Raw genomic sequence first — 23,838 nt, 5'->3', positions numbered from 1 at the left:
GAGGTGAGCAGGGACCGCCGAAGTGTAATCACGACGATCTTAGAAGGAAGGCGTTACGACGAAACGGTGCCATGAGGGTGCGAAGCAAATTGACGCTTGAATCGACCGCTCGGATCAAACGCCCGCTGGACCGCCATTTCGATCTTCGTCGTCGAGGGTCGATTCAAATGCAACGACTCCGCTTTTCCGCGGACGCATAACCCGCGATGACTCTGCTGCGTCAGAACGGTTTCGAGCGTTTGCAGCGAATCCGGCGACTCCACTGCGGCCCAAACGACGGAACCGCAGCCGCTGACGTGCAAGGAGGCGGGGATTGCCTGATCGATCGCATCGCATAGCGACGGGAATTGCCGAGGCGTACTGGGAATTTTGACGATCACCGCAGCCGGGGCGTGCCAATCCAATTCGTTGATCGAACTCCAAAACGTTTCTGCGACAACATCGTCCACGGGTTGCAGCTCGGCGTACTGCGTCTTCATGTCGGCTGCGATGGCTTGGTTCGTATCGCGCGGACCGCGTTGGCGAAAGTAGATCGTTGAAGTGGCGTGATGGTAATCGATTGCGTCGAGTTCCCAGCGACGGATCGCCGCCGTCGCCATCCACTGCGACGCTTGCTCGGCCGAGTCGCAGCGAAGACTCAGTGTCGCCGAGTCGATCGGCTTGGGAAAGACTTTAAACGTGACTTCGGCCATCGCACCAAACTCGCCACAGCATCCGACCAAAAACTTGGGGATATCAAAACCGGCAGCATTCTTCACGACTTTCCCGCCGACATTCACGATCGTCCCGTCGCCCAGGATCATCTTGGCGCCGAGAAAGAAATCCCGTATCGATCCGTAACGAAATCTTCCGGGCCCTGATAAACCCGAGGCGATCGTACCGCCCAGGGTCGCACCGGCACGCACCAACATCGGATCAAACGGCAAGTATTGGCCTCGCTCGCTTAGTACCGATTGAACATCGGCAACTGGGGTTCCGGCGTATGCTGTGAACGTGAACTCGGACGGTTCGTACTGCACCACCCCCGATAACCCACGGACGCTGACCGTAGTGTGAGGTTCGCCGGACATGCATAGAGGCGATTTGGTCTGGTTGCCAACGACCACCGCTTTGTCACAGCAAAGTAACGCATCGCGGAGTTCGTCGATCGAAGTCGGCTGGGAGACTGTATCGTTATTCACGCGAAATCACTCCTGCCTTTTCCAACGGATGCAATCCGGACATCGACAATGAGGGTGCGTCGGCCCCAGGGAACATTTTTCCTCGGTTGGCGATTTCCAGCGGATCAAACGCGCGGCGAATCCGATGAAACAATTCGACGGTGGCTGGATCAAACATATCGGGCAGAAACTCGCGTTTCTCCATCCCCACGCCATGTTCGCCTGTGATCGAACCGCCCATCTCGATGCAGACCTTAATTATCCGACTGCAAACCTCTTCGGCTTTGTCGAATTCACCGGGGACATTTCCATCGTACAGGATCATCGGATGCAGATTGCCGTCGCCCGCATGAAACACGTTGGCGACACGGATGCCGACATCACGCGAAATCTCTTGGATACGCACCAGCGCCTCGCCGAGCCGGTTGCGGGGTACGACTCCGTCTTGAACAAGGAAATCGGGGCTGATGTGACCGACCGCAGAGAACACGCACTTGCGACCTTTCCAAATCGACAATCGCTCGGCCAACGTCGTGGCCACGTGTTGAGCATACGGATCGGTACGAGCGATGACGTCGGCTAATTGCTGCGTCTCGTATTCGACTCGTTCGCGTGGCCCTTCGAGTTCAACGATCAGCACCGCAGCACAGCCTTTGGGATAACCGCATTTCACAGCAGCCTCGGCGGCTTCGATCGACAGTGCATCCATGATCTCCATCGCCCCGGGCAGTAGACCCGATTCGATCACAGCGGAAACTGCATCTCCGGCGGCCTGCAGTGACCGGTAACCGACAAGCACGGTGTGAAAGGTTTCGGGTTTCGGCAACAACCGCAGCGTGATCTCGGTGGCGATCCCGAACAACCCTTCGCTGCCAGTGAACAAACCAGGGAAATCGGCGCCAATCGCATCGGTGCTGGGCGATCCCCAACCGACAACGTCGCCGTTGCCGAGCACCGCCTTGATCCCAATCACATGGTTTGACGTCATGCCATATTTCAAACAGTGGGCGCCGCCTGAGTTGAATGCGACGTTGCCGCCGATCGTACAAACGGTTTGGCTCGAGGGATCGGGGGCAAAATAGAGTCCGTCTTTCGAAGCGGCTTCGGTGACTTTGATGTTCACCACCCCCGGCTCGACCACGGCGGTTCGATTGACCGGATCCAGATCGAGAATCTTGTTCAATCGGTTCAGGGCGATCACGATGCCGTCGGCCACCGGCAGCGAACCACCGGAAAGACTCGTTCCGCTGCCACGAGCGACAAACGGGATCGCTTCATCATGGCACCAGCGAACCGTGGCAATCACTTCCTCGGTCGACTCGGGGATCACGACGGCCAACGGTTTCTGATGAAACGCGGTCAACCCATCCGATTCAAATGCCGCATTAAAGGCAGCATCTTGCCGCACCCGGTCGGGAGGCAATCGTTGGGTTAAACGTGCGATAGCTTGCTGCATGGAATTCATAACCGCATTGTAGCAAACCGAACCGACGAGCGAGCGAGGCAACAACTAGCAGGCAGGCGAGTAAACGGACTGGCGAGAAGACGCGGGGGGCAGGAAAAATGACCGAGCATAAGTTCGGTCTATAGATTTCCAGAATTTAGGAAGCAAGTGGAATGGAGTCAACGCCGAGTGGCTTCCGCACCGCGGGAGCCAACAGTGAGCTGATCACGGGCAATGATCCCATTGCGGTCTTTATCGATCTTTCCAATCAATACCTGACATCTCGGCCAGGGCCAGCGTGAGTGCGTGGGTGCCCAAACGACCATAGCCTTTGGCTTTGACGGATTGATAAAGTTGTTCCGCCAACGCAAGTCCCGGCATCGAAAGTCCCATGCGGCGACTTTCACTGAGCACGATGCCCATGTCTTTGATGAAATGTTCGACAAAGAAACCAGGGTCAAAGTTGTTTTCGATGATCCGCGGAGCGAGGTTGCTGAGAGACCAACTTCCGGCTGCTCCCGAGCTGACCGATTTCATGACCGTTTCCAAATCCAAACCGGCGCGATGTGCATAGATCAGAGCTTCGCAAACTCCGATCATCCCCGTCGCGATCAAGGTTTGGTTCACCATCTTGGTGTGCTGGCCTGCTCCGGCGGGCCCTTGGTGCACGATCGTTTTTCCCATCGCTTCGAAACAGGGCTGAAGTGCGGCGACCACGTCCGCATCGCCACCGATCATGATTGACAACGAAGCGTTGCGAGCTCCGAGATCGCCGCCGGAGACGGGTGCATCGAGCGAATGGACTTGTTGCTGCTTGGCGTTTTGATAGATCTCGACCGCCAGTGACGGTTCGCTGGTGGTCATGTCGACAACGATGCTGCCCGCTTTGGCTCCCGCCAATACCCCGTCGTTCTTGCACAAATACACTTGCCGAACGTCTTGGGGGAAGCCAACGATGGTGAAGATGACGTCCGACTGTTCGGCCACCGCACGAGGCGAATCCGCCCACGTCGCGCCGCGATCGATCAATGGTTGAGCCTTGCCTTGGCTGCGGTTGTAGACGGTTGCCGCAAAGCCTTTGTCGATCAAATGACCGCACATACTTGCTCCCATCACGCCGGTACCAATCCAACCGATACGTGTTTGGTCCGCAGAGATCTTTGTAGCGAGCGTCATCGGCAATGGCCTTTCGAATCAACAGAGTACAGAGTGAAGGAAGGATCGGGGTGCAAACGCCAAATGCGACCTCAGGTTGACCAAGCGAAGCCGCCGGTGGTGGTCCAGAAAACCAGCAACATGCACAACCAAACAAGATCAAGGAAATGCCAATACTGGGCAGCAAAATCGACCGGCCAATGCCGTTCGTGATCGTAGCGGCCTTGTAGCAACCGAACCGACACCAACCCCAACGCGATGATCCCTCCGGCAACATGCAGCGCGTGCAGGAATGCCAACACGATCACCATGCCAACCAACCCCTTGCCGTTGCCCTGCTGGACCGCAGGCCCCGACAACATGGTGTACATCGATAGGATTTGGAATCCGGTAAACACGATCGCTAACACCGCGCTGCCGCCGATCAAGATGGCGGTGATGCCGCGACGTTCGCGGCGAATCATTCGCGTGGCAATGTGCACCAAAAAACTGATGCCCAACAAACAGACCGTGCTGACCAGAAACGTCATTGGGATCGGCAACGCCGACAACGCATCACCGCGACGCGAATAGGCGTAAAACCCGTACAGCAGAATGCTGGAGACGAAAAAAACCAACAGCGATCCCAGGAACAACCATCCGCCTTGTTGAAAACGACGGTCGGTCGGCAATCGGTCAATGGGAGGCTGAGTCGCGCTGGATGGCATCAGAAATCTTGCAGAGGGGATTTCACGCCAGTGTAACGGAATCAACGAAAAAATATTAGGGGCGAGCCGGCTTCGGGTTATTGCAAAAGTAGCACAAAACCAGCGATCGCGGCGGCTTCCAACATCACCGCCTTGGGCTGAAGCGGAAACGGATCGATCTGTTTTGGCATCACTTCACAACTGGAACAATCTCCGGGCGAAGCGACGCACTGGCACGGGGGTGTGGTGACGCAGTGGTACGGCAGGGTTTTGACATTGCACAAGAATTCCAACCCCGAGACGGCGTTCTGAAACACCCCATAGTGGTTTCCACACCGCTCTAGATTGGCTTGTTCAAAATAGAGCGGTTGATGGCAAAAGCCGACGGTGTACCGCTGCGGTTTGGCAACGGTCGATCCCGTGGCCATCACGACAAACGAGTCTGACGTGGCAGCGACCGCGGCGATGCTTTCAGGCACCTTCTTTGCCGCATCCCCCAGGTCGACAGCGACATTGGTAATCGGCTTCATCAACGCTTGCATTTCGCGGGCAAGCGTGTCGTCCGGCGTGCCGTTCTCGCCGCTACGTTCCGGCGGCAGTGTCTCGCCGCCAAGCAGGGCGTCAGTATCAGTGTCGGTCTGTTGGGTCAACGATAGCGGATCGGCATCGGGTCGGACAAAAACCACCACGGCATTCTCGGATGCCGCGGTTGTCGGAAAGGTCGCTGGATTTGGCCCCAAAAGTTGGATTTCCGGTGCCATTTCGATTCGCTGCGTGAAGGGTTCCCACAACGAGGCGTTTTCTGCGGCAAGCGGGTGGTCGGCATCGGGGGCTTCGGCCATCGCCATGTGGGTCAGCCAAAGCGAGACGACTGCGACCGCCAGCGAGTGAAGGTGAAATCCGCGATTTCCGCGGTTTAACACGTTTATTAGGTGGTTTGCCATCGGTTCGCCGCTTGCTTGGAGGAACGTCCGGATCGAGAACAATGCCAGAACGACTTCATCGAATTCATCGAACCATGGCATTCCGAAACCGCAGCAAAATCGCGACAAGGCTCAGTTTCGCTACGACCGCTACAGATTGTCGGCGATTCGCGTCGCGAGACGGCCGCGAACCACCGACAACTTCCGCTTCTCAGCCGGCTTTATCATTCAGATCTCGTTTCGCTTCGGATAAAATGGCACTGCAACTATGATATGCCTCATCGCCGTTTTGTAAAAAAGCCCCTGTTTGCCCTCTCTAGTTGATCCGCATGAAATCCGATCGTTGTCTATCTGCTGCTCGGCATGCGATCGATCGCCTGCGTCGTTGGACATGGCCGCTGCGATCTCGGGGCATTTTGTCGTACCGCGAAACCGCGATGACACCGCTGCCGATTCGTGCCGCTCGCGGATATCGTCCGACGCTGCGACCGCTCGAACCTCGGTTGGTGCTGAACGCGACGGCGGAACTCAGTGGACTGGGGGAATTGTTGATCACCGGGACGGCCGCGTCCGAAACCGTGCAATTGCAAGTCACGGCGGACGGATCGCTCCAGCTTCGAGACGAAGTCAATCAGATCATTCCGATTGCGAATCATCCGGGCAATCCAAACGATCCATTAGCTGCGTCTGCGGTCACGTCGGGCCAGATCATTGTGCGTCTGGGAGGCGGCGATGACACGTTCGTCGCCGAGTTGCCATCAAGTTTGAATGTTAATGTGATTGACGGGGACGGCAGCGACACGAGCGAATTAACGCTGACCCATCGGGGGCCGATCGGAGCCGCGACGCACAACATCCATTCCGAATCGATCACACTGAACCAAGACGCCTCGGAAATTTCATTGTCTGATGATTCGCTGCTTTTAACAGGCAGCGTTTCGATCGGGACCGCCAATGCCGACTCGGTCATCAACGTCGGCACGGGCCGTTTCGACGTTGATGGCCAAATGATTTTATTAGGCTCGGTCGACTTTATTGGCACCGGTGGCAGTGTCGACTTACAAGACGCCACGACGACGTCCGCCTCGGACAATGTCGATCTACGATTTGATCTGGGGACGCAATCGACCGCGACGTTGGCATTTGGCGATACCGACGCCAGCGGTGGACGATTGTTAGAGAATCTTCAGTTCATCGATGCGGACTCCGATTCGCTGCGAAATAGTTCGATCGAGATCTCAGGCAATTTGACGGTTCAAAACCAGTCCAATGCGATCCAGATTGGCGCTGTCATCGATGCGGAAAACATCGACCTCGAAACCAACAACGACGTGTCACTTGGATTGGTCGATGCAACACTCGATAGGTTGACCGTTTCATCGACTGGCAATGTGTTGGTCAGCGGCACTGCCACCGTCGACGATGCAGTGTTGATCAATGCAACCAGCGGCGACGTTGACCTTGGCATGCTGACGTTGACGACCACATCCTCCGGTGACGTGGTTACGATCCGCAGTGCCGCAGCGGTCACGCTGGGTCAGATCGATGGCCCCGATTCGAACGTGTCGATCGGAGAGAACGGGGGCGTGCAAGGCGACGTCACTCAAGCCGATGGAACGCGGCTGAACATCAACGAACTCAGCATCCGCACGTCTGGGCGGATCGACTTGGCATCGACCGACAATGATATCGCGGTAGTGGGATCCCTTGTTTCAAACGGCGACATCACGCTCGTCGACTCGGCCAACGGATTGGATGTCCGTGACATCCGCTCGGCCGATGGCAACGTGCAACTGCAAAGCACCGCGACGGATTTTGCGGTATTAGTCAGCGGTGCGATCGCAACCAACGGAGGTGACGTCCGCATCACTGCGGCGGAACAAGTACGGATGCAAAACGGCGCCACGATCACCGCCGGTGACGGGACCATTGAAATCGACGCCGAAGGTGATGTTGCAATTGCTTCGTTAACGACGAGCAACACGAGCGACGACGCGGTGCGAATTCACTCAAACAGCGGTGCTGTGAGTGACGCCAACGATAACGCACTGAATATCGATGCCAATCTTGGCCGCGCCACGATCACAGCGGCCACCGGAATCGGCGACGGCAATCCGATCGAGATTCGTGTTGCCGAGTTTGCAGCAAGCGTTATCGGCAGCGGAGCGATCCAAGTCGACGAACAAGACTCGTTGCGATTAGTACAGCTCGAAACGACCAATGGCGAAATCGTGGTCAACGCAGCCGATTCGATTTTCATCGACGACGAGCGGCCGGAAGAGGCCAACGGCGAGTTTCAAGTCACGGCAAGATTGGTCGCCGGCGGTGAGGAGGGGCGAATTCACTTGGACGCCGGCAATGACGATGGGGATCGGCTGCGTATCGGTAACGGAGTCGGCTTGGTCGCCGCTCAATCGAGCCTGGGTGCGGTGCAGCTAGACGCCCACACCGTGGAGTTTGGCGAGCAAATCGAAATCCGCACCGGTGGTGACGTCGGTGTGGCCCGCGTCTTTGCACCTCGACCGATTGGACCGGCGGATTTGATGAACATGGATCCCAACGATCCAGCCATCCCCGACGACGCAGTCTTCGATTCCATCGACGCGGCGTTCTATGACACCGCATCTGTCATCACCAATCGGTTGACTCAAGCACTCGGCAACGGCGGTGCTGGCTTCTTAACCATCCGCGTCGGTCACTTCGGCGAACAAGGAATGACGTTGAACGTGGATTGGGGTGGTGAATTCGAGCGTTACCAACAAGTCGATCAGTTGGCCGGTGGCGAGTTGTACTCGATTGAGCATGCCTATACCGAACAAGACATTGTCGAATCGCGACTGAACGGACGCGGTTCGGCGACCGATCCCTTGGAAGTGCGTTTCTCGGTACGCCACCACCAGTCGATTGTGGTGACGGGTAGCTCGGTGACGCAAGGTTCTGCACCAATCGAACAGGTTGCCGGCGGTGTCATTTCGGCGACCGACAACGACAATCCGCTGCGGCCTGACTTGGGCGAGACGATTCTCGAAAACACCGTTGCGGATAATGCTTCGTTGTTGCACGTCAACGGGCAAGCCCAATTCATCATTCCTTCGCTGACGATCCCCGTTGCCTTTTTCCCGGTTCGCAACGTCATTCCAGAACCGGAACCTCTTGAAATCTTTGTGCGAGTTGAGAGCAACGTCGACCAAATCAATACCAACCTGCAAACCAGTGAAGCGGCGACGGGAGCCGCGGTGGTGCGTGACGAATACTTTCAAATTCGCGTGATCTCGCCCGATCCCGAGGGCAATGATTTGGCCCCCCCCAAACGACTCGACGACACGATCCTCGAAGGCGACAACTTGAAACGTTTGTTTGCGCAGTTGCCGGACGGCCGGTACGTGATCGAATACGTGCTCGGTGACGGCAACGAACGGACGATTATTCAAGCGGATGTGCGTAACGGAGAAGCGATCGATCTGGGTGATGAACTTGACGGCGGCTATCTAAAACTAAAGATGCTGGACTTGATGCCCGAGGAGGCTGCGGAGCCAGAGAATACGGAAGCACCCGAGCGTGACGCAGCAGAAAAGACGGATCCTCAGGCTACCGATGACGGCGACGACGTCTCGAGGTTGGATCGAAAAGCCGCGGACGACCACGACAACGAAGATGCGATCGTTCACGATGCCGGGCGTCCTGTCTCGTCGCCACCATTCTCAGAGATTGCTACCGTAGCGGATGACCGACTCACCAAAGTTGGCCGCTTCGCCCGCCTCGCTCGATCGCAATCGTAGAACCATTATGGCTAAGCAACCTTCACCACCGAATCCCGACCCGGGCGACGACACACCGCATGCCCCCACGCGGCAAACCGATCACGGTCCGTCGCAGCGATCCCCTGCGAATCAAAAAAACGCTGCGAGTCAAAAAAACGCGGCGAGTCACGAAAACCCAGTGAACCAAAACAATGCTGCGGGCGATCCGCCACCTCGCCGAGAGCCCGCGGTCGATGAAACGATTCACATTGACGATCCTCCCGCAGCCAACCCGAATCCGCTGAAATCGCTTGATGATACCGATGCAAATGTCGACTTAGACGCGACCATCATGGTTCCAAGCAACGCTGCGCCCAGGAACACAGATTCCAGCGACCCCGAAATTTCCCGCGACAGTGCCTCTGCAGCGGACGCGTCCAAAACGCTTCCCAATGTTGATCCCACTGCGATCACCGAACCGTTAGATCAAACCATCGACATGGACGCGGACGGGTCATCGTCTGCGGCAAATCAAAAGACGCGTTCCGATGAACTGGATCGAACGCTTTCTGCGGCCGACTTGGAACAAACGCCTGAAATTAATGAAGACGGCAAACGTGGCAGCGGTCCGTCACCGCGGCCCCGGTCGCCGGATCCTTCGCAGCCTCCGGATCACACCGTGGCGATCGGATCGATTCCACCACCGATTGGCAAAGAACCAGCGACCGAGAAACAGTCCGAAGCAGAAAACGAGTCGGCGGAACGTCCCGCTGTGTCCGTGATGACAAGTCGCGAGATCGGAGCGACGATCAATCCGCGAGAATTGTCCGACGAAGACGCGGTCCAATGGGAATCGCTGGCCAAATCCGCAACCCAACGCAACGAGCCGAGCCAGTTAGCTCCGGCGATCCAACGTTCGCTGCGTGAAACCAACTTGCGAATCGTTCCCCGCAACGTCAGCAAGGGGACAAGTAGCGAGGCAGACGCATCCGATTACCAGTTGGTACGACTGCTTGGCAAAGGTGGCATGGGAAATGTCTACGTTGCCAAACAAGAGTCGCTCGACCGCATGATCGCCGTCAAAATCATTCGTCCACTGGATCGAGAAAAACGAGAAAAGCTGCAATCGTCTGGGCGTTTGGCGGACGTGGAACAAAACCGACGCCAGCAATTCCTGTCCGAAGCGGTGGTCACCGGCGACCTCGACCACCCCAACATTGTCCCGATTCACGACATCGCGGTGATGGGCCAGGACACGCTTTTCTATGCCATGAAGCGGGTGGTCGGCACGCCTTGGAATAAGGTCATTGCCGAGAAATCTCGCGACGAAAACCTTGAAATCCTATTGAAGGTCGCTGACGCGGTCGGCTTTGCTCACACCCGAGGCGTGGTGCATCGCGACATCAAACCCGAGAACATCATGCTGGGCGACTTTGGGGTCGTGATGGTGATGGATTGGGGTTTGGCGTTGCCAACCGAAGCGTTCGAGAAACACGAATCGGTCTTTCCCGTAACCGGGCTGGGCGGCACCCCAGCGTTCATGGCGCCCGAAATGGCGACGGGGCCCATCTCGCGAATCACTCAGCGAAGTGACGTGTATTTGCTTGGTGCAACATTGTTCATGATCATCACGGGCGACGCGCCGCATCACGGACCCAACGTACGCGAATGTCTCAAGGCGGTCGCCAACAATACCATTCGTGACGTCGCGGACAAGCACAAGGGCGAATTGATGGATATCGCACTCAAGGCGATGTCGACCAACCCGTTGCATCGGTACCCGGATGTGCCTGCGTTCCAACAGGCGATTCGTGACTATCGCAGTCATGCCGAAAGCATTGCATTGACGAGTCGTGCGGCCGAAGATTTGGCCAGCGGGGTCGCATCCAAGCGTTACGCCGATTTATCGCGAGCGATCTACGGATTCGAAGAAGCGATCGCGTTATGGGACGGCAACCGCCGCGCCGCCGAGGGACTTGCCCAATCGACGCTGCAGTACGCGAAAATTGCCTTTGAAAACGAAGATTATGACAACGCCATCCAGCTGCTCGATCCTGACAACGCAGATCACACCGAACTACTTTCCAAAGTCCATACGGCCGTCCGTGAGCGTGCGAACCGGCAACGTCGCTTCCGCTGGCTCCGCCGACTCGCCGTCGCGATGCTGATGTTCATCTTGATTGGCAGCGGCGTAGCGACATGGATCATCCATGGACAAAAACAAATTGCCATTCGTGCGATGGATGTGGCCAATCAAGAAAAAGAGCTGACCAAACAAGCAAACAAAGAGCTCGCCGCCACAACGAAACTGGCGATGGAGAGCAAAGACGAAGCTGAGCGTCAAGAAGCGATCGCGAAAGCCAAAGCTGCGGAGGCCCGGGAAAAAACCGAAATAGCCAAACAAGCATTGCAAGCGGAAAAAGAAGCCAAACAAGCAGAGATTGAGGCTCGTAATCAAGCCATCCAAAACGCTGCCGAGGCGGTGGCCGCGCGTGACGAAGCCCGTCGCCAACAACAGATTGCGGAATACGAAAGCTACGTTTCCAATATCGGATTGGCCAAAGCACGTATCGATCGCAACAATTTCGACAAGGCACGCGAAACATTGCAGCATATCGCACAGCGGCATGCCCAGACGACAAACGACAACGACACGAATCTTGATCCCGCCACAAAGACCGACTCTCGGCCGTTGCCTTGGGAATACCGCTGGTTGATGCGTCAGGTAGCGCCATCGCGATCCTCGCTTAACACCTCGGCTCCGGTCGTCAGTTTGGCAATCGATCCCTCCGGCCGCGTCGCCGTTGCCGCATTGGGCGACGGTACGGTCGTCCGCGCTGTTGTCAACCAAGCCGGAGAATTTGTCTCGCATCAACCTCGGCGTGTTGCCAGTGGATCGGTGGTTGCCGTGGCAATCTCGGCCGATGCAAACCGCATCGCACTGGGGATGGCGTCGGGCGATATTGAGCTTTGGGACACGTCATTACAAAACACCATCGGCAAACTTCGCGGCCACAATCGCGCCGTTTCAGATCTTCAGTTTTTCGGCGAAGCAATGCTGGTTTCCGGTTCCCAGGATCGTACGGTTCGCATTTGGGATCTAGACTCGCAGACAGAGCAAATCGATTGCTGGCACATCACCCCGGTACGGCAAATTGACATTGCGGCGGTGGACGGCGGCGCGGCCTGGGTTTTGGTCGCTGCATCGGCCGATGCGTCGTCCGGTCATGTCGCGGTGTGGCGTGTCCGCAAAACCGACGATCAATGGAAGGCGGAAGGTCCCGGCATTTTCGAGCACCACAATCGCCCCGTGTCCTCGGTCGCGTTAAGTCCCGATGGTCGACTGGCCGCCTCGGGCGACGACCAGGGGCGTGTTTTGATTTGGCGGCCCCAGACGGTGACACCGATTGATTATGACGCTGCAATCTCTTCAGCGATCCAGCAACTTGAATCGCCGGACACGCAGTCCAGTTCCGATGGACGTGTCAAACGATCTCAACCCGTCGCGTCGGTGCCGCTATCCGATCCTTCGCTGCAGCCATCGGATCTCGGCGATGCCGAAGATTCGCAATCGGATGCATTGGCACTGGAACCGATCGATGCAGCCCACCGCGACGTCGTTCGCGCGATCGAATTTTCGCGCGATGGCAACACGATCCTTACCGCCGCCGACGACTACACGATCAAACTATGGCAAACCCAAACACGCCAGCTCGAATTGGCATTGCGTGGGCATGGTGGCTGGGTTACCGAAGCCACGTTTTTGAATGACCAAGCAGACCAAATCCTATCATCATCGATGGACCGTTCGTTGCGAACATGGAAACCCCACACCTACGTGGGCGATTCCGTTGCAACCAACCTGATCGCAACCCGATCCGATGCCACCGCCGCCAATGGAACCACCACCGAAGATGAACAGAGCGGTTCAAACCGAGGGCTAACACAGCGACAAGCTCACGCCGACGAAATCTGGGCATGTCGCTTTAGCCCCGATGGCCGCCGATTGGTCACATCAAGCCGCGACCGGACTGCCAAAGTGCTGCGAATCGATCGCGAAACATTGGATCTCGAAGCGATCGGCAGCGTCGTTACCGATCCCATCGACGATGCCCAAACCACCCTTCGCGAAGGCACCACGTCGATTGTGATGTCGATGGCGGTCGATGCGCCGCGGCGGCGTCTGTATGTCGGCGGTGCCGATGCGGTCATTCGCATTTGGGATATCGACCGGGGAACCGAGTTAGGAGAATTGGTTGGAACCGGACTGAATCAATCATTTGCGTTATCAAAGAGTGGTCAGTACGTCTTGACCGGTTCGAGCTCACCCGACCAAAAGGGGTGGCTATTCAAAGTAAACCTCGATGGACGTGCCGCGCCAACCCGCGTGCACCCGTTGGGCAAGCACACCGAAGCGATCACCGCGTTTGCGATTTCCGATGACGACAAGCGTTTGTTTACTGCCGACCGAGCGGGACGCGGCTTCCTATGGGACCGAGCATCCGGGCAAACCATTGGCGATCCGATTGACCTATTGCGTGGCAACCGCATCAATGACGCACGTTTCACCTCGGACGGCAACCATATCTTGGTCGCATCGGACGACCGTCTTCTTTCATTGATCGATCTGCGGTCGCGTACTCGTGTCGCCGAGATGAATCACGAAGGGTTCGTCACGTCCATCTCGCTTTCGTCCGATGGCAAGTTCGCGTTGACACTAAGCGAATTGAGCACGGTCGATCGGTTGCAAACCTCGGTCCATCTTTGGGACCTGAATTCGGGGCAAGGTCGCCAATTGCAGCAGAGCACGCTCGTGCGATCCACGCGGGGCAGCGCAGATGAGCCAGCGGCAACTCCGAACCCACGTCAGCAGCAGCGAATCGCTTCAGTTGCATTTGCGGACGAGGGAAATACCGCGATGGTCGCGGTCGTTTCCAAGTCAAACCAACCGACGCGGGTAGACGCTTGGCGGATCGCAAACGACTTGGACTCTGCGACCAAGATCGCATCGATGGAGCTACCGGCGGAACTGGGTAACGCTGCCGCGATCAAACCGATCGATGAATCGCGATTTATCAGCTTGAACGGAGATGGCGCGTTTTTGTGGGACGTTCAAAAGGGTACCCACGTTCGCAGCTTTCGCGGCAACGCCGCGGTGGTCCAGTCAAGTTTTTCTTGCGATGGAAACTACATTGCGACGGGAAGTCGATCGATCAAGATTTGGGACGGTGCAACGCTGCAACCGCTTGGCAAGCTCGAAGTGGCGCACGACGGCCCCGTTCGCTCGGTCGAATTTGCACCACGGTACCGGACCGATGGATCACCGGATTACCGACTGGTTTCCGGCGGCGACGATGGCTTTGTGCGTTTGTGGCGTTGGGATCCTGATACGCAACAAGTCACGGCATCAAGCGAATTCGACTTTGGTGCTCCTGTGCGTGCGGTCACCTTTTTGGCTGACGGAACCTCGCTGCTCGCTTGCGGTGCCGGTGGCGTGGCAAAGCTTTGGCGAATCGACACTCCAGCCGATCCGATTGTGTTCCAGCAAGCCAGGGCGGGCAGCTTCGTTTGCGTTACCGCATCGGAGGACGGCCGCTGGATCGCCGCAGGAAGCACCGAATCGGTTGCGTATTTGTGGCAAGTACCTGAGCAACCACAGCCGTCGCCAACATCGCCCATTGAGCTGCGTGGTCATTCCCAGCGAATCGAAGATATCGCGATCCTGCAAGACGTCAGCGGATCCATGCGGATCTTCACCGCGGGCGAAGATCAAACGGTCCGTGTTTGGGATCCGCGAATTGACCAGCTTGATGATGCCAAGAAGGTGTCAGCCCAAAATCCCGCCGAGGCGTCTCTCGCCCGCGAGCTTTTATTACTTCAGCAACATACATCGAGCGTGACCGCGGTGGATCTCACCGCCAGCGGCGAGCTATTGATGACGGCCAGCCGCGATGGCACCGTCATCCTATGGCCCGCCGAAATCACCCCGCCGTAAGAAATGGAATGAGGGGGGAATCGTGTGCTGGGAGATACGAATGAACGCCGGGTTTGGGAACGAGTTTATCGCTGGTCTCCACTCCAGCCACCTCTCCACCGACGAAGTCGGGGGAGAGGTCGAGCACGCCCTAAAGGCGTTGCTCGGGTGAGGGGGCGTCCGAGCAATTGCCCGAGCAAGTCCGGTGCAATCGGTGGCTTCGTCAGCATGCGGCTTGCTCGGTCAGCCCCCTCACCCGAATGTCGCTGAAGGCTCCATTCGACCTCTCCCCCAACGAAGTTGGTGGAGAGGTGACTTGAAACTATCTCACCTCAAAAATCACAGCATCACCCCGCCACGCTCATGCTCCTGCTTCGGGAGTGGCGCGTTCCTCGGCTAATTCCTCGTCGCTGAGTTCGACCGGAGCCAGCTGTTGATTTTCGTTGTTTCCGCCGCATCCAGCGAGTGTTACTGCGCCAAGCATGGACGCCCAAAGCAAGAGAGTCGATGCAAAAATGTGTTTCATCATCATGTGAACCAATCAAAGAATTAGAAATGGAAAAAGGGCATGTGCCACTGAAACTGGTGCGAGACACCTTCGTCGTGCGATTCGCCCGTACGGCGAATCGCACTGACAACATCAGAACGAGACAACCGATGCCGAAATCAAAGTAGCACCGCATCGGTCGTCTCGGTTTTGACGGATTTAGAATTCGCCGTCGATGGTTTCCTTGTTCGCCCGGGTTCCCAACGCCCCAAACAATCCGTAGGGACTTTCGGCTCCGGCAGGAAGCATCGTCGAATCACCAGGCATCACTGCGGGCGACGAAACATCGCCACAATCGACCGAGTCGGTGATGAATTTGACCGCACCGTCGCCCATCAACACGTGGGCACCGCCTTGATGATGGCTGCCGGTGGGGGCTTGGCCCGAGTTTTCCCAGTTCGCGCCAAAGCACAATTCACTATTGGGCGCCGTCGAATAGCTGGTGCCGGTGAACAGCGGCAATGAGTAACTCCACCGTGCCCCACGCGATCGTGACGATGCCGTTTCCAGCGACGTCAGCCCCGGTTTCCAAAATTGCGGTCGTTCGGGGTCGAGGTCCTTTTTACAAACGTCCGCGCGGCTGCGAACGCCCGTGCCGCCCCAACCATGATTTTGATTGACCACCGTTCGCGCGTCGTTGTCACCGAGACCGTTGACGATTTCGCCCATCGCTACGGTGTTGGCCAATCCATCCAAAACATCGCGAAACTTGCTGTTGTGTCGTGGAACAAAAAAGCCGCGTGTGCACCCACGTCGTTTTTCGATCACGTCTTGCTTCCAACTGGTTCCCGAAAACTCCCACACACCAGCATGCGCATAGCTCGGAGAATCACCGATGCAGTTGCCTGCGTAGTTGGTCGTCGCGATGCCCCAGGTCGATTGCGCCGGGTCACTTGGACAACGCAACCCAGCAACCTGCGTCCCCCACGGCTCGTACGCTGATTGCCAGCCGGTTGGTCCCATCGCGGCCCAACCTTGGTACGGGTTACTGATTTGTTCCCACAAACCTTGTTGTTCCATGAACGGCAGCATCCCGACCAAGAAACTTAACCGCCGCGCGTTGTGGCCGGGTTTGACATCACCGGTGCCCTTGTCGGCTGCCGGATCAAACGTCCCCGTGCCTTGCATGGGCAACTGTTGGTAAGCCGAATGATAGTTATGCAGCGCCAAACCCAGCTGTTTGAAATTGTTGCTGCAACTCATCCGCCGCGCTGCTTCGCGAGCCGCCTGCACTGCCGGAAGCAATAATCCTACGAGTACCCCGATGATCGCGATGACCACCAATAATTCCACCAACGTGAAACCACGTTGTCGCCGAGACGTTTTCATGCTGACACCTTTCAAAAGAAAAAAAGAAGCTGAATCGTCACAAAAGAAAAAAAGACGAGCAAACATTGCGGTTGCAAATAAACACATGCGACGTATTTGATAGAAAAGTCGTCGCGAATGAAGTCAATAGAACCAACTGTTCTTCACCGCTATGGCAGCCAAACCGACAGCACCCCCGCTCTAACGCATCCACATGCACCGCTGCAAAATCTTACCAACCGGGGGGCCAGAAAGCAACCAACTTTATTGCGTCGTCAGATTGAGATTTTTTTCTTCGGATATCGATGCGGCAGTACCATATCGATGCGGCAGAACGTCGATCGTCAGCGGCATTGGTATTTGTTGCAACACACAGTTCGACTGTCTGTCAATCTAACTGGCTGTCAACGAAACCATCCGCTACCTAGCGGCCTACGGAATTTGGTGGAGCGAATGTTTGAAAACATGCGCAACCAAAAATCACGACAGGGCTAAGGTATTGGCCGTCGCGCGTTACGGCTTGCCGGACACTGCGTCACCGATCGCGGTGCGGCTCCCCGAGCGCTGCTATGCTAAGAGTACAGACGATCAGTACCTCGTCATTCTCTTCATGCCTTGCTGGAATCGATCGATTTGACGACGCCTAAAATGCAATCCGACAGCAATCAAGACAGTTGCGTGTTTTGTGTTCGTGGTGTCACCAAGATTTATGACATGGGCGAAGTCCAAGTGCAGGCGCTGCGAGGAATCGATCTCGAACTGTACGAACATGAATTTGTTGTGATGCTCGGAGCCTCTGGAAGCGGAAAATCGACACTACTGAACATCCTAGGCGGATTGGACGTGCCCACCGCAGGCAGCGTCCATTACCACCGCAACGAATTGACGACGGCTAGCGATACGGACCGCACGCGTTACCGCCGCGACCACGTCGGGTTTGTTTTCCAGTTCTACAATTTGATTCCGAGTTTGACGGCACGCGAAAACGTCGAACTGATCACCGAGATTGCCAAGTCACCGATGGATGCGATGGACGCATTGGAGATGGTGCGGATGAAGGACCGCGCGAATCATTTCCCTGCTCAGTTGTCTGGCGGAGAGCAGCAGCGAGTTGCGATCGCACGGGCGATTGCCAAGAATCCAGCCGTGCTGTTGTGTGATGAACCGACCGGGGCGTTGGATGTCCAAACCGGAATATTGGTCCTGGAAGCCATCTCGCGAATCAACCGCGAACTTGGCACGACCACAGCCGTCATCACGCATAACGCGGTGATTTCGCAAATGGCAGACCGTGTCATTTCATTGTCGGATGGAATGATCGCCGGCATCACCGACAACCCCGATCGAATCCAAGCATCTCAATTGCGGTGGTAATCGATGCGAAAGCTGGATCAAAAATTGCTGCGAGATCTGTTCCACATGAAGGGGCAAGTGTTTGCCATCCTCGGTGTGATCGCCGCCGGGGTGGCAACGTTTGTGATGTCGATGTGCGCGTACCACTCGCTTGAAACCAGCAAAGCGACATTCTATCGCGATTTCCGCTTTGCCGACGTGTTTGCCCAAACAAGCCGCAGCCCTAACGCCATTTTGCCTCGCATTCGCGAAATCGACGGCATCGCGGCGGTCGAGACGCGATTGGTTTTCGATGTGCTGTTGGATGTGCCGGAGATGTCGGAACCCGCGACCGCACGATTGATTTCAGTCCCCGATTCCGGCGAGTGTTTGCTGAACAAGATCTACATTTCGCGTGGCCGGATGATTGAACCCCAGCGCACGGGCGAAGTCGTGGTGTCCGAGGTGTTTGCCGAAGCACATGGATTTGTTGCCGGCGACACCGTCAGCGCGGTCATCAATGGCAAACGACAAACGCTAAAAATTGTCGGCGTTGCGATGTCGCCCGAATACGTGATGCAGATTCAACCGGGCAGCATCATGCCCGACAACAAACGCTTTGGCGTTTTCTGGATGAACGAGCGAGATCTCGAAGCGGCCTTTGATATGGCGGGAGCGTTCAACAGTGTGTCGCTAAAACTTGCTTATGGCAGCAACGTTGACGAAGTGATCGATCATCTCGATCGGTTACTAAAGCCGTATGGAAGTGTAGGCGGCTACGATCGCAGTGAGCAGATTTCGCATCAATACATCTCGGACGAACTGAAGCAACTACGTGTCATGGCGATCATGTCGCCGGCGATCTTTCTATCGGTCGCCTCGTTCCTGCTAAACATCGTTGTCTCGCGGATCATCATTCAACAGCGCGAACAAATCGCGGCGCTCAAAGCATTCGGGTACAGCAATGCTCAAGTCGGCTTTCATTACTTAAACTTCGTGCTGCTCATTTCCGTCAGCGGAACCATCGTCGGCAGCGGATTCGGGATATGGATGGCGTCAGGGATGACGAAGATGTACGGCGAGTTTTACAAATTCCCGTTTCTGACGATCCAGATCGACGCGATGTCGATTGCATTGGGTTTTCTTATGACGACGACCGCCGCCTGCTTGGGAACATGGATCTCCGTTGGCAAGGCCATTCGGTTGCCGCCTGCCGAGGCAATGCGTCCTGAGCCGCCACCCCGATTCAAACCGACGCTGCTAGAGAGGATCGTGCCGCGAGACAAATTGCCCGCGGAAATGCGAATGATTTTGCGGAACATCGCTCGCTACCCGATCAAGGCCGGCTTTTCCGTACTAGGAATCGCGATGGCGGCGGCGGTGATGGTGCTGGGAAGCTTCTCGCTTGATGCGATGAACTACATGATGGATTTCCAGTTCCGATTGGCACAGCGGCAAGATTTGATGGTCACGTTTATCGAACCGGCAACGGCGTCGGTGATGTACGAGGTCCGCAACTTGGACGGCGTGTTGGACAGCGAAACATTCCGCAGCGTGGCGACTCGGATTCATTTCCAGAATCGATCTCGACGCGTCGGATTGATGGGGCTCGAGCGTGATGCGTCACTGTATCGTTTGCTTGACAAAAACGAGAAAGCGGTGGTGGTGCCCGAATTCGGAGTGATGCTGAACACCAAACTTGCTCGTTTGCTTGGGGTAAATCGAGGCGACTTTGTTACCGTCGAAGTGCTCGAGGACAAACGGCCGACCTTGACGATCGAAGTCACCGCACTTGTCGAAGAATACGCGGGCATCAATGCCTACATCAACAAGCAACAAATGCATGCGATGTTGAAAGAATCCAATGTTGCATCCGGAGCGTTTTTGAAAGTCGATTCGAATCGAATCGATGATGTTTTTAAAGAGCTGGAACTTCGCCCGGGCGTCGCCAGCGTGACGATCAAGGACGCGGTGCTAATCAGTTTCCGCCAAACGGTAGCGGAAAACATTCTCGTGATGAGGTCGTTCATCATTTTCTTTGCCGCTGTGATTGCGATGGGGGTGGTTTACAATAGCGCTCGCATCGCGTTGTCCGAACGCAGTCGTGACCTTGCGACGATGCGTGTGATCGGGTTCACGCAAGGCGAGGTTTCGATGGTGTTGCTAGGCGAAATTACTTTGTTCACGCTGGTGGCGATTCCGCTTGGATGTGGGATTGGCTACGGTTTGGCCGGGTTGATGGCCAGCGGGCTGGACACCGAAAACTACCGCATCCCTTTGGTGGTCAGCCGCGATACCTACGCACTGGCCTGCGGCGTTGTCATCATCGCAACGTTTTTATCGGGGTGGGTGGTCCAGCGACGCATCTTCCATCTTGATTTGGTCGGCGTGCTCAAAACACGAGAATAACATGAAGTTTTCACTAAAGACGCTGCTGTGGGGCATCTTGATCGTGGCCGCGGTGATGGCATCGATTTTCGCGATGTTCCCCGAGCCAATCGAAGTCGATGCCGCGACGGCGTCGATTGGAACGCTGCAGGTCACGGTGCAGGAGGACGGCAAGACTCGCATTCGCGAAAAATACATTGTGTCTGCGCCCGTGATGGGACGCGTCTCGCGAATCGAACTCGATGCGGGTGACCATTGTAGCGAAGCGACGCTGTTGGCCGTCATCTTGCCGAGCGTCCCGGCGTTTTTAGACGCCCGCAGCCAAGCCGAAGCCACGGCGCGAGTCCAGGCCGCGCAGGCGGCACTGCGGCGAGCCGAATCCGCCAGCGAACAAGCGGTGATTAATCACGAATTGGCAAACACCAAATTCGCACGCGCTGAAAAACTGCGTCCCTCGAATGCGATTTCACAGAGTGAATATGACATTGCAAAAACCGAACAATTGGCAACCGCACAAGCGATTCAAACCGCACGCTTTGACGTGGAAATTGCAAAATACGAATTGGCGATGGCCGAAGCCGCCGTCGAGCAGTTTGCTGAAACGAATGACGACACTGCCGTCGAACCGTTTGAAATCATGTCCCCCATCACCGGCCGCGTGCTTCGCGTGATCCAGCAAAGTTCCGCTGTGATTCCGGTGGGGACGCCGCTGATCGAATTGGGAGACCCACGCAATCTCGAGATTGAGATCGACGTGCTGTCCACCGACGCGGTGCGAATCAAACCCGGGGCCAAATTGACCATCGAACATTGGGGAGGCGAAACACCGCTGAACGGTTATGTGCGAGTGATTGAACCGGGGGCGTTTACCAAGGTCTCGTCGCTCGGCGTGGAAGAGCAGCGAGTCAACGTGATCGCCGACTTCAACGAGCCTCCCGAACGCATCGCGTCACTCGGTGATGGCTACCGCGTCGAAACGCGAATCATCGTCAACGAACTATCAGATGTTTTGCGGATCCCCAACAGCGCACTGTTTCGTCATCAACGCAAATGGCATGTGTTGACCATCGTCGGCGGCAAGGCAACGCTTCAGCCCGTCGAAATTGGGATGCAAAACGAATCGCAAACACAAATCATCGAGGGGCTGAACGTGAATGACCAAGTGATCGTCTATCCAAGCGACACCTTAACGCCAGGCACGGCGGTGCGAGCAAAGCCCAGCTCCTAAGCGATCTCACGCGTCGACAACAAACCTCTCACTCGTAGATAAACGTGATCGGCGCATCGATATCGGGATGCAAACTTTGGTGGACGGGGCACTTTCGCGCCGCTGCTTCCAATCGATCTCGCATCGCCGCATCGTTCGCCAATCCGGCGGGGACCGTGACAATGGTTTCAAGTCGTCCGATTCGGCGAACCGGTTGCGCGATCATTTCTTTGGTCACGCTAACCTTGGTTCCCGTCAAGTCGACATCATGCCGCTGCGAGACCAGCCCCAGGATCGTTAGCACACAGCTGCCCAGCGCCGTGGCCACCAAATCGGTCGGTGAAAAACTGGTTCCCTGCCCACCGTTGTCCACGGGTGCGTCGGTCGTCAGCTGATTGCCGCTCGGCCCATGGGTTGCGCGGACGCCGAGATTGCCAGTGTAGACCGCTTGGATATTGACAGACATGTTTCAGAAAAACTCCGTTGGAAACGTTGCGGGTTGAAATCGGCCGAGGCCCCGAGGACCTGAGGAATGGCCAAGGAAGATGAAGTGAGCCAGGGAAAGGTGAGGGTCGCACATTCGTTTTCACCACAGAAGCGTTGTTACCCCAGTGGCGTTGCGACCGAACTTGCCAGCGACCGCGTCGCTGCTATTTGGTCGCTCGCAGATTCCGCCGATATTGCCCGGGGGTCATGTTGGTTTCGCGGCGAAACACGACGTGCATGTATTCGGGATGATCGAAACCGCAAAGCGCCGCAATCCGGTCCATCGGCAGATCGGTCTCCATCAACAATTGACGGGCTCGTTTGATTTGCACGTGGCGGATCTCTTGTTGAGGCGACCGGCTGAGCAGTTTTCGCAGTTGCCGTTCCAAGGTACTGCGTGAGAGTCCCGAATGAGCGATCACATCTTGGACCGTAATCCCGCTACAAGCGTTCTCGCGAATGTAGGACAGCGCGGTCGCGATCGAGGGGTCATCGATTGCCACGATATCGGACGATTGCCGAACTTCGATTCCAACCGGACGAATCACGTGCAGCAGTTCATCCGGCTTTTCGCCGTCCATCAATCGCGACAACAAACTAGCGGCCTGGAACCCCGTCTCTTCCGCATCGGGAATCACGCTGGTCATCGACGGATCACAAAGTTCGCAAATCACGCTGTCGTTGTCGGTTCCGATCACCGCGACTTCTTCGGGGATCACCAAATCGGCTTGGGCACACGCCTCGAGTACCTGTTGACCGCGGACGTCGCTGCAACAGTAGATCCCGACCGGCAATGGCAGACTGTGAAGCCAGCGGACGAGCTCGGTCCGCTCGTCCTCGGCCGTTCTCGCGTCGGGCCCCTGCCATACCGAGCGATAGATCGCGCATTGCTTGTCGGGCTGGGCAACGTACCGCGCGAAAGAGGTTTCCCGCCGCGTCGACCACTCTTCGTGCTCGAAACCACAATAGGCAAAATTCTGAAAGCCCCGTTCGATCAAATGTTCGGCTGCCAAGCGAGCAATTTCATCGTCATCGCTACGAATCACCGGGAACCCATAATCTTGACCACGGTCGGTCAATTCAACGATCGGAATGCCACTTTTGCGGACCGCCTTGGCAAACTCGGGCGTCGTGACACGCGAAATGATCCCACTTCCCTTCCAATCCGCCAGCCATGCCGGCGGTTTCGCGGTCAGATCGCGCTGTTCGAGAAAGATCGACCAATCGTGGTGCGTCTGCCGAAACCGTATGACTCCCTTCAGCAATTCCCGCCCATAAATCGTTGAAGTTTCGATCATCAACGCAACGCGTTTTTTCTGCAGCATGAGAATGAGTGAGGTAGAAAAAGGAGATCGAATCGAGCCAACCGCGGGGCAAGGTTTACAGTAACGCCTACGCCACCATACGGGTAGGCTAAAATGCAATCAATCACAGGGCGCATCTTGCCTCGCGATCCTGTATATAATGGGGCGGGATCGCCAATAAATT

General features: G+C 56.4%; 14 protein-coding genes. 5 read left to right on the top strand and 9 right to left on the bottom strand.

Translation table 11 applies throughout. The annotated features are described in order from the left end of the window. Positions 1-53 precede the first annotated feature (53 nt). The 5 genes from ABEA92_RS22975 to ABEA92_RS22955 form a co-directional block, all read right to left on the bottom strand. Positions 54-1,181, bottom strand: coding sequence for an FAD-binding protein (locus ABEA92_RS22975; protein WP_345686606.1), 1,128 nt, complete (start codon positions 1,179-1,181; stop codon positions 54-56). Further along, on the bottom strand, positions 1,174-2,616 hold the full coding sequence (locus ABEA92_RS22970; protein WP_345686604.1) for an FAD-binding oxidoreductase: 1,443 nt from the start codon (positions 2,614-2,616) through the stop codon (positions 1,174-1,176). Before ABEA92_RS22970 ends, ABEA92_RS22975 begins: the two co-directional genes overlap by 8 nt. Before the next feature lie 240 nt (positions 2,617-2,856). Next, entirely contained in the window at positions 2,857-3,780 is a 924-nt protein-coding gene (locus tag ABEA92_RS22965; RefSeq protein WP_345686602.1) for an NAD(P)-dependent oxidoreductase, read from the bottom strand. A gap of 71 nt (positions 3,781-3,851) precedes the next feature. Then, on the bottom strand, positions 3,852-4,466 hold the full coding sequence (locus tag ABEA92_RS22960; RefSeq protein WP_345686600.1) for a cytochrome c oxidase subunit 3: 615 nt from the start codon (positions 4,464-4,466) through the stop codon (positions 3,852-3,854). 77 nt (positions 4,467-4,543) lie between these two features. Beyond that, positions 4,544-5,470, bottom strand: coding sequence for a hypothetical protein (locus ABEA92_RS22955; RefSeq protein ID WP_345686598.1), 927 nt, complete (start codon positions 5,468-5,470; stop codon positions 4,544-4,546). Between the two features lie 227 nt (positions 5,471-5,697). Here ABEA92_RS22955 and ABEA92_RS22950 point away from each other — a divergent pair, with 227 nt between their 5' ends. Together ABEA92_RS22950 and ABEA92_RS22945 are read left to right on the top strand one after the other, a co-directional pair. Then, positions 5,698-9,147: a hypothetical protein gene (locus ABEA92_RS22950; RefSeq protein WP_345686596.1), complete on the top strand. Its 3,450-nt coding sequence runs from the start codon at positions 5,698-5,700 to the stop codon at positions 9,145-9,147. 7 nt (positions 9,148-9,154) lie between these two features. Further along, complete coding sequence (locus tag ABEA92_RS22945) at positions 9,155-15,103, top strand: protein kinase domain-containing protein (protein WP_345686594.1); 5,949 nt, start codon at positions 9,155-9,157, stop codon at positions 15,101-15,103. A 340-nt stretch (positions 15,104-15,443) separates the two neighbouring features. On the opposite strand, the gene ABEA92_RS22940 is transcribed toward ABEA92_RS22945, so the two are convergent. Next, complete coding sequence (locus ABEA92_RS22940) at positions 15,444-15,614, bottom strand: hypothetical protein (protein WP_345686592.1); 171 nt, start codon at positions 15,612-15,614, stop codon at positions 15,444-15,446. Positions 15,615-15,788: 174 nt separating this feature from the next. Further along, complete coding sequence (locus ABEA92_RS22935; RefSeq protein ID WP_345686590.1) at positions 15,789-16,958, bottom strand: DUF1559 family PulG-like putative transporter; 1,170 nt, start codon at positions 16,956-16,958, stop codon at positions 15,789-15,791. A gap of 612 nt (positions 16,959-17,570) precedes the next feature. Here ABEA92_RS22935 and ABEA92_RS22930 point away from each other — a divergent pair. From ABEA92_RS22930 to ABEA92_RS22920, 3 genes are read left to right on the top strand one after another with little or no spacing between them, the layout of a single operon-like run. Next, complete coding sequence (locus ABEA92_RS22930; RefSeq protein ID WP_345686588.1) at positions 17,571-18,311, top strand: ABC transporter ATP-binding protein; 741 nt, start codon at positions 17,571-17,573, stop codon at positions 18,309-18,311. Between the two features lie 3 nt (positions 18,312-18,314). Then, positions 18,315-20,678 carry an ABC transporter permease gene (locus ABEA92_RS22925; protein ID WP_345686586.1) on the top strand — a complete coding sequence of 788 codons (2,364 nt, stop codon included), beginning with the start codon at positions 18,315-18,317 and terminating at the stop codon, positions 20,676-20,678. Between the two features lies 1 nt (position 20,679). Beyond that, positions 20,680-21,885, top strand: a complete 1,206-nt coding sequence (locus ABEA92_RS22920; protein WP_345686584.1) for an efflux RND transporter periplasmic adaptor subunit — start codon at positions 20,680-20,682, stop codon at positions 21,883-21,885. Positions 21,886-21,913: 28 nt separating this feature from the next. On the opposite strand, the gene ABEA92_RS22915 is transcribed toward ABEA92_RS22920, so the two are convergent. Next, on the bottom strand, positions 21,914-22,330 hold the full coding sequence (locus tag ABEA92_RS22915; protein WP_345686582.1) for an OsmC family protein: 417 nt from the start codon (positions 22,328-22,330) through the stop codon (positions 21,914-21,916). Between the two features lie 184 nt (positions 22,331-22,514). Then, positions 22,515-23,675 carry an AraC family transcriptional regulator gene (locus tag ABEA92_RS22910; protein WP_345686580.1) on the bottom strand — a complete coding sequence of 387 codons (1,161 nt, stop codon included), beginning with the start codon at positions 23,673-23,675 and terminating at the stop codon, positions 22,515-22,517. Positions 23,676-23,838 lie beyond the last annotated feature (163 nt).

The sequence above is a fragment of the Novipirellula caenicola genome, assembly GCF_039545035.1.
Classification (GTDB): Bacteria; Planctomycetota; Planctomycetia; order Pirellulales; family Pirellulaceae; genus Novipirellula; species Novipirellula caenicola.
Note: the sequence above shows the minus strand (reverse complement) of the source record. Positions and strands in the feature narration are given on the sequence as shown.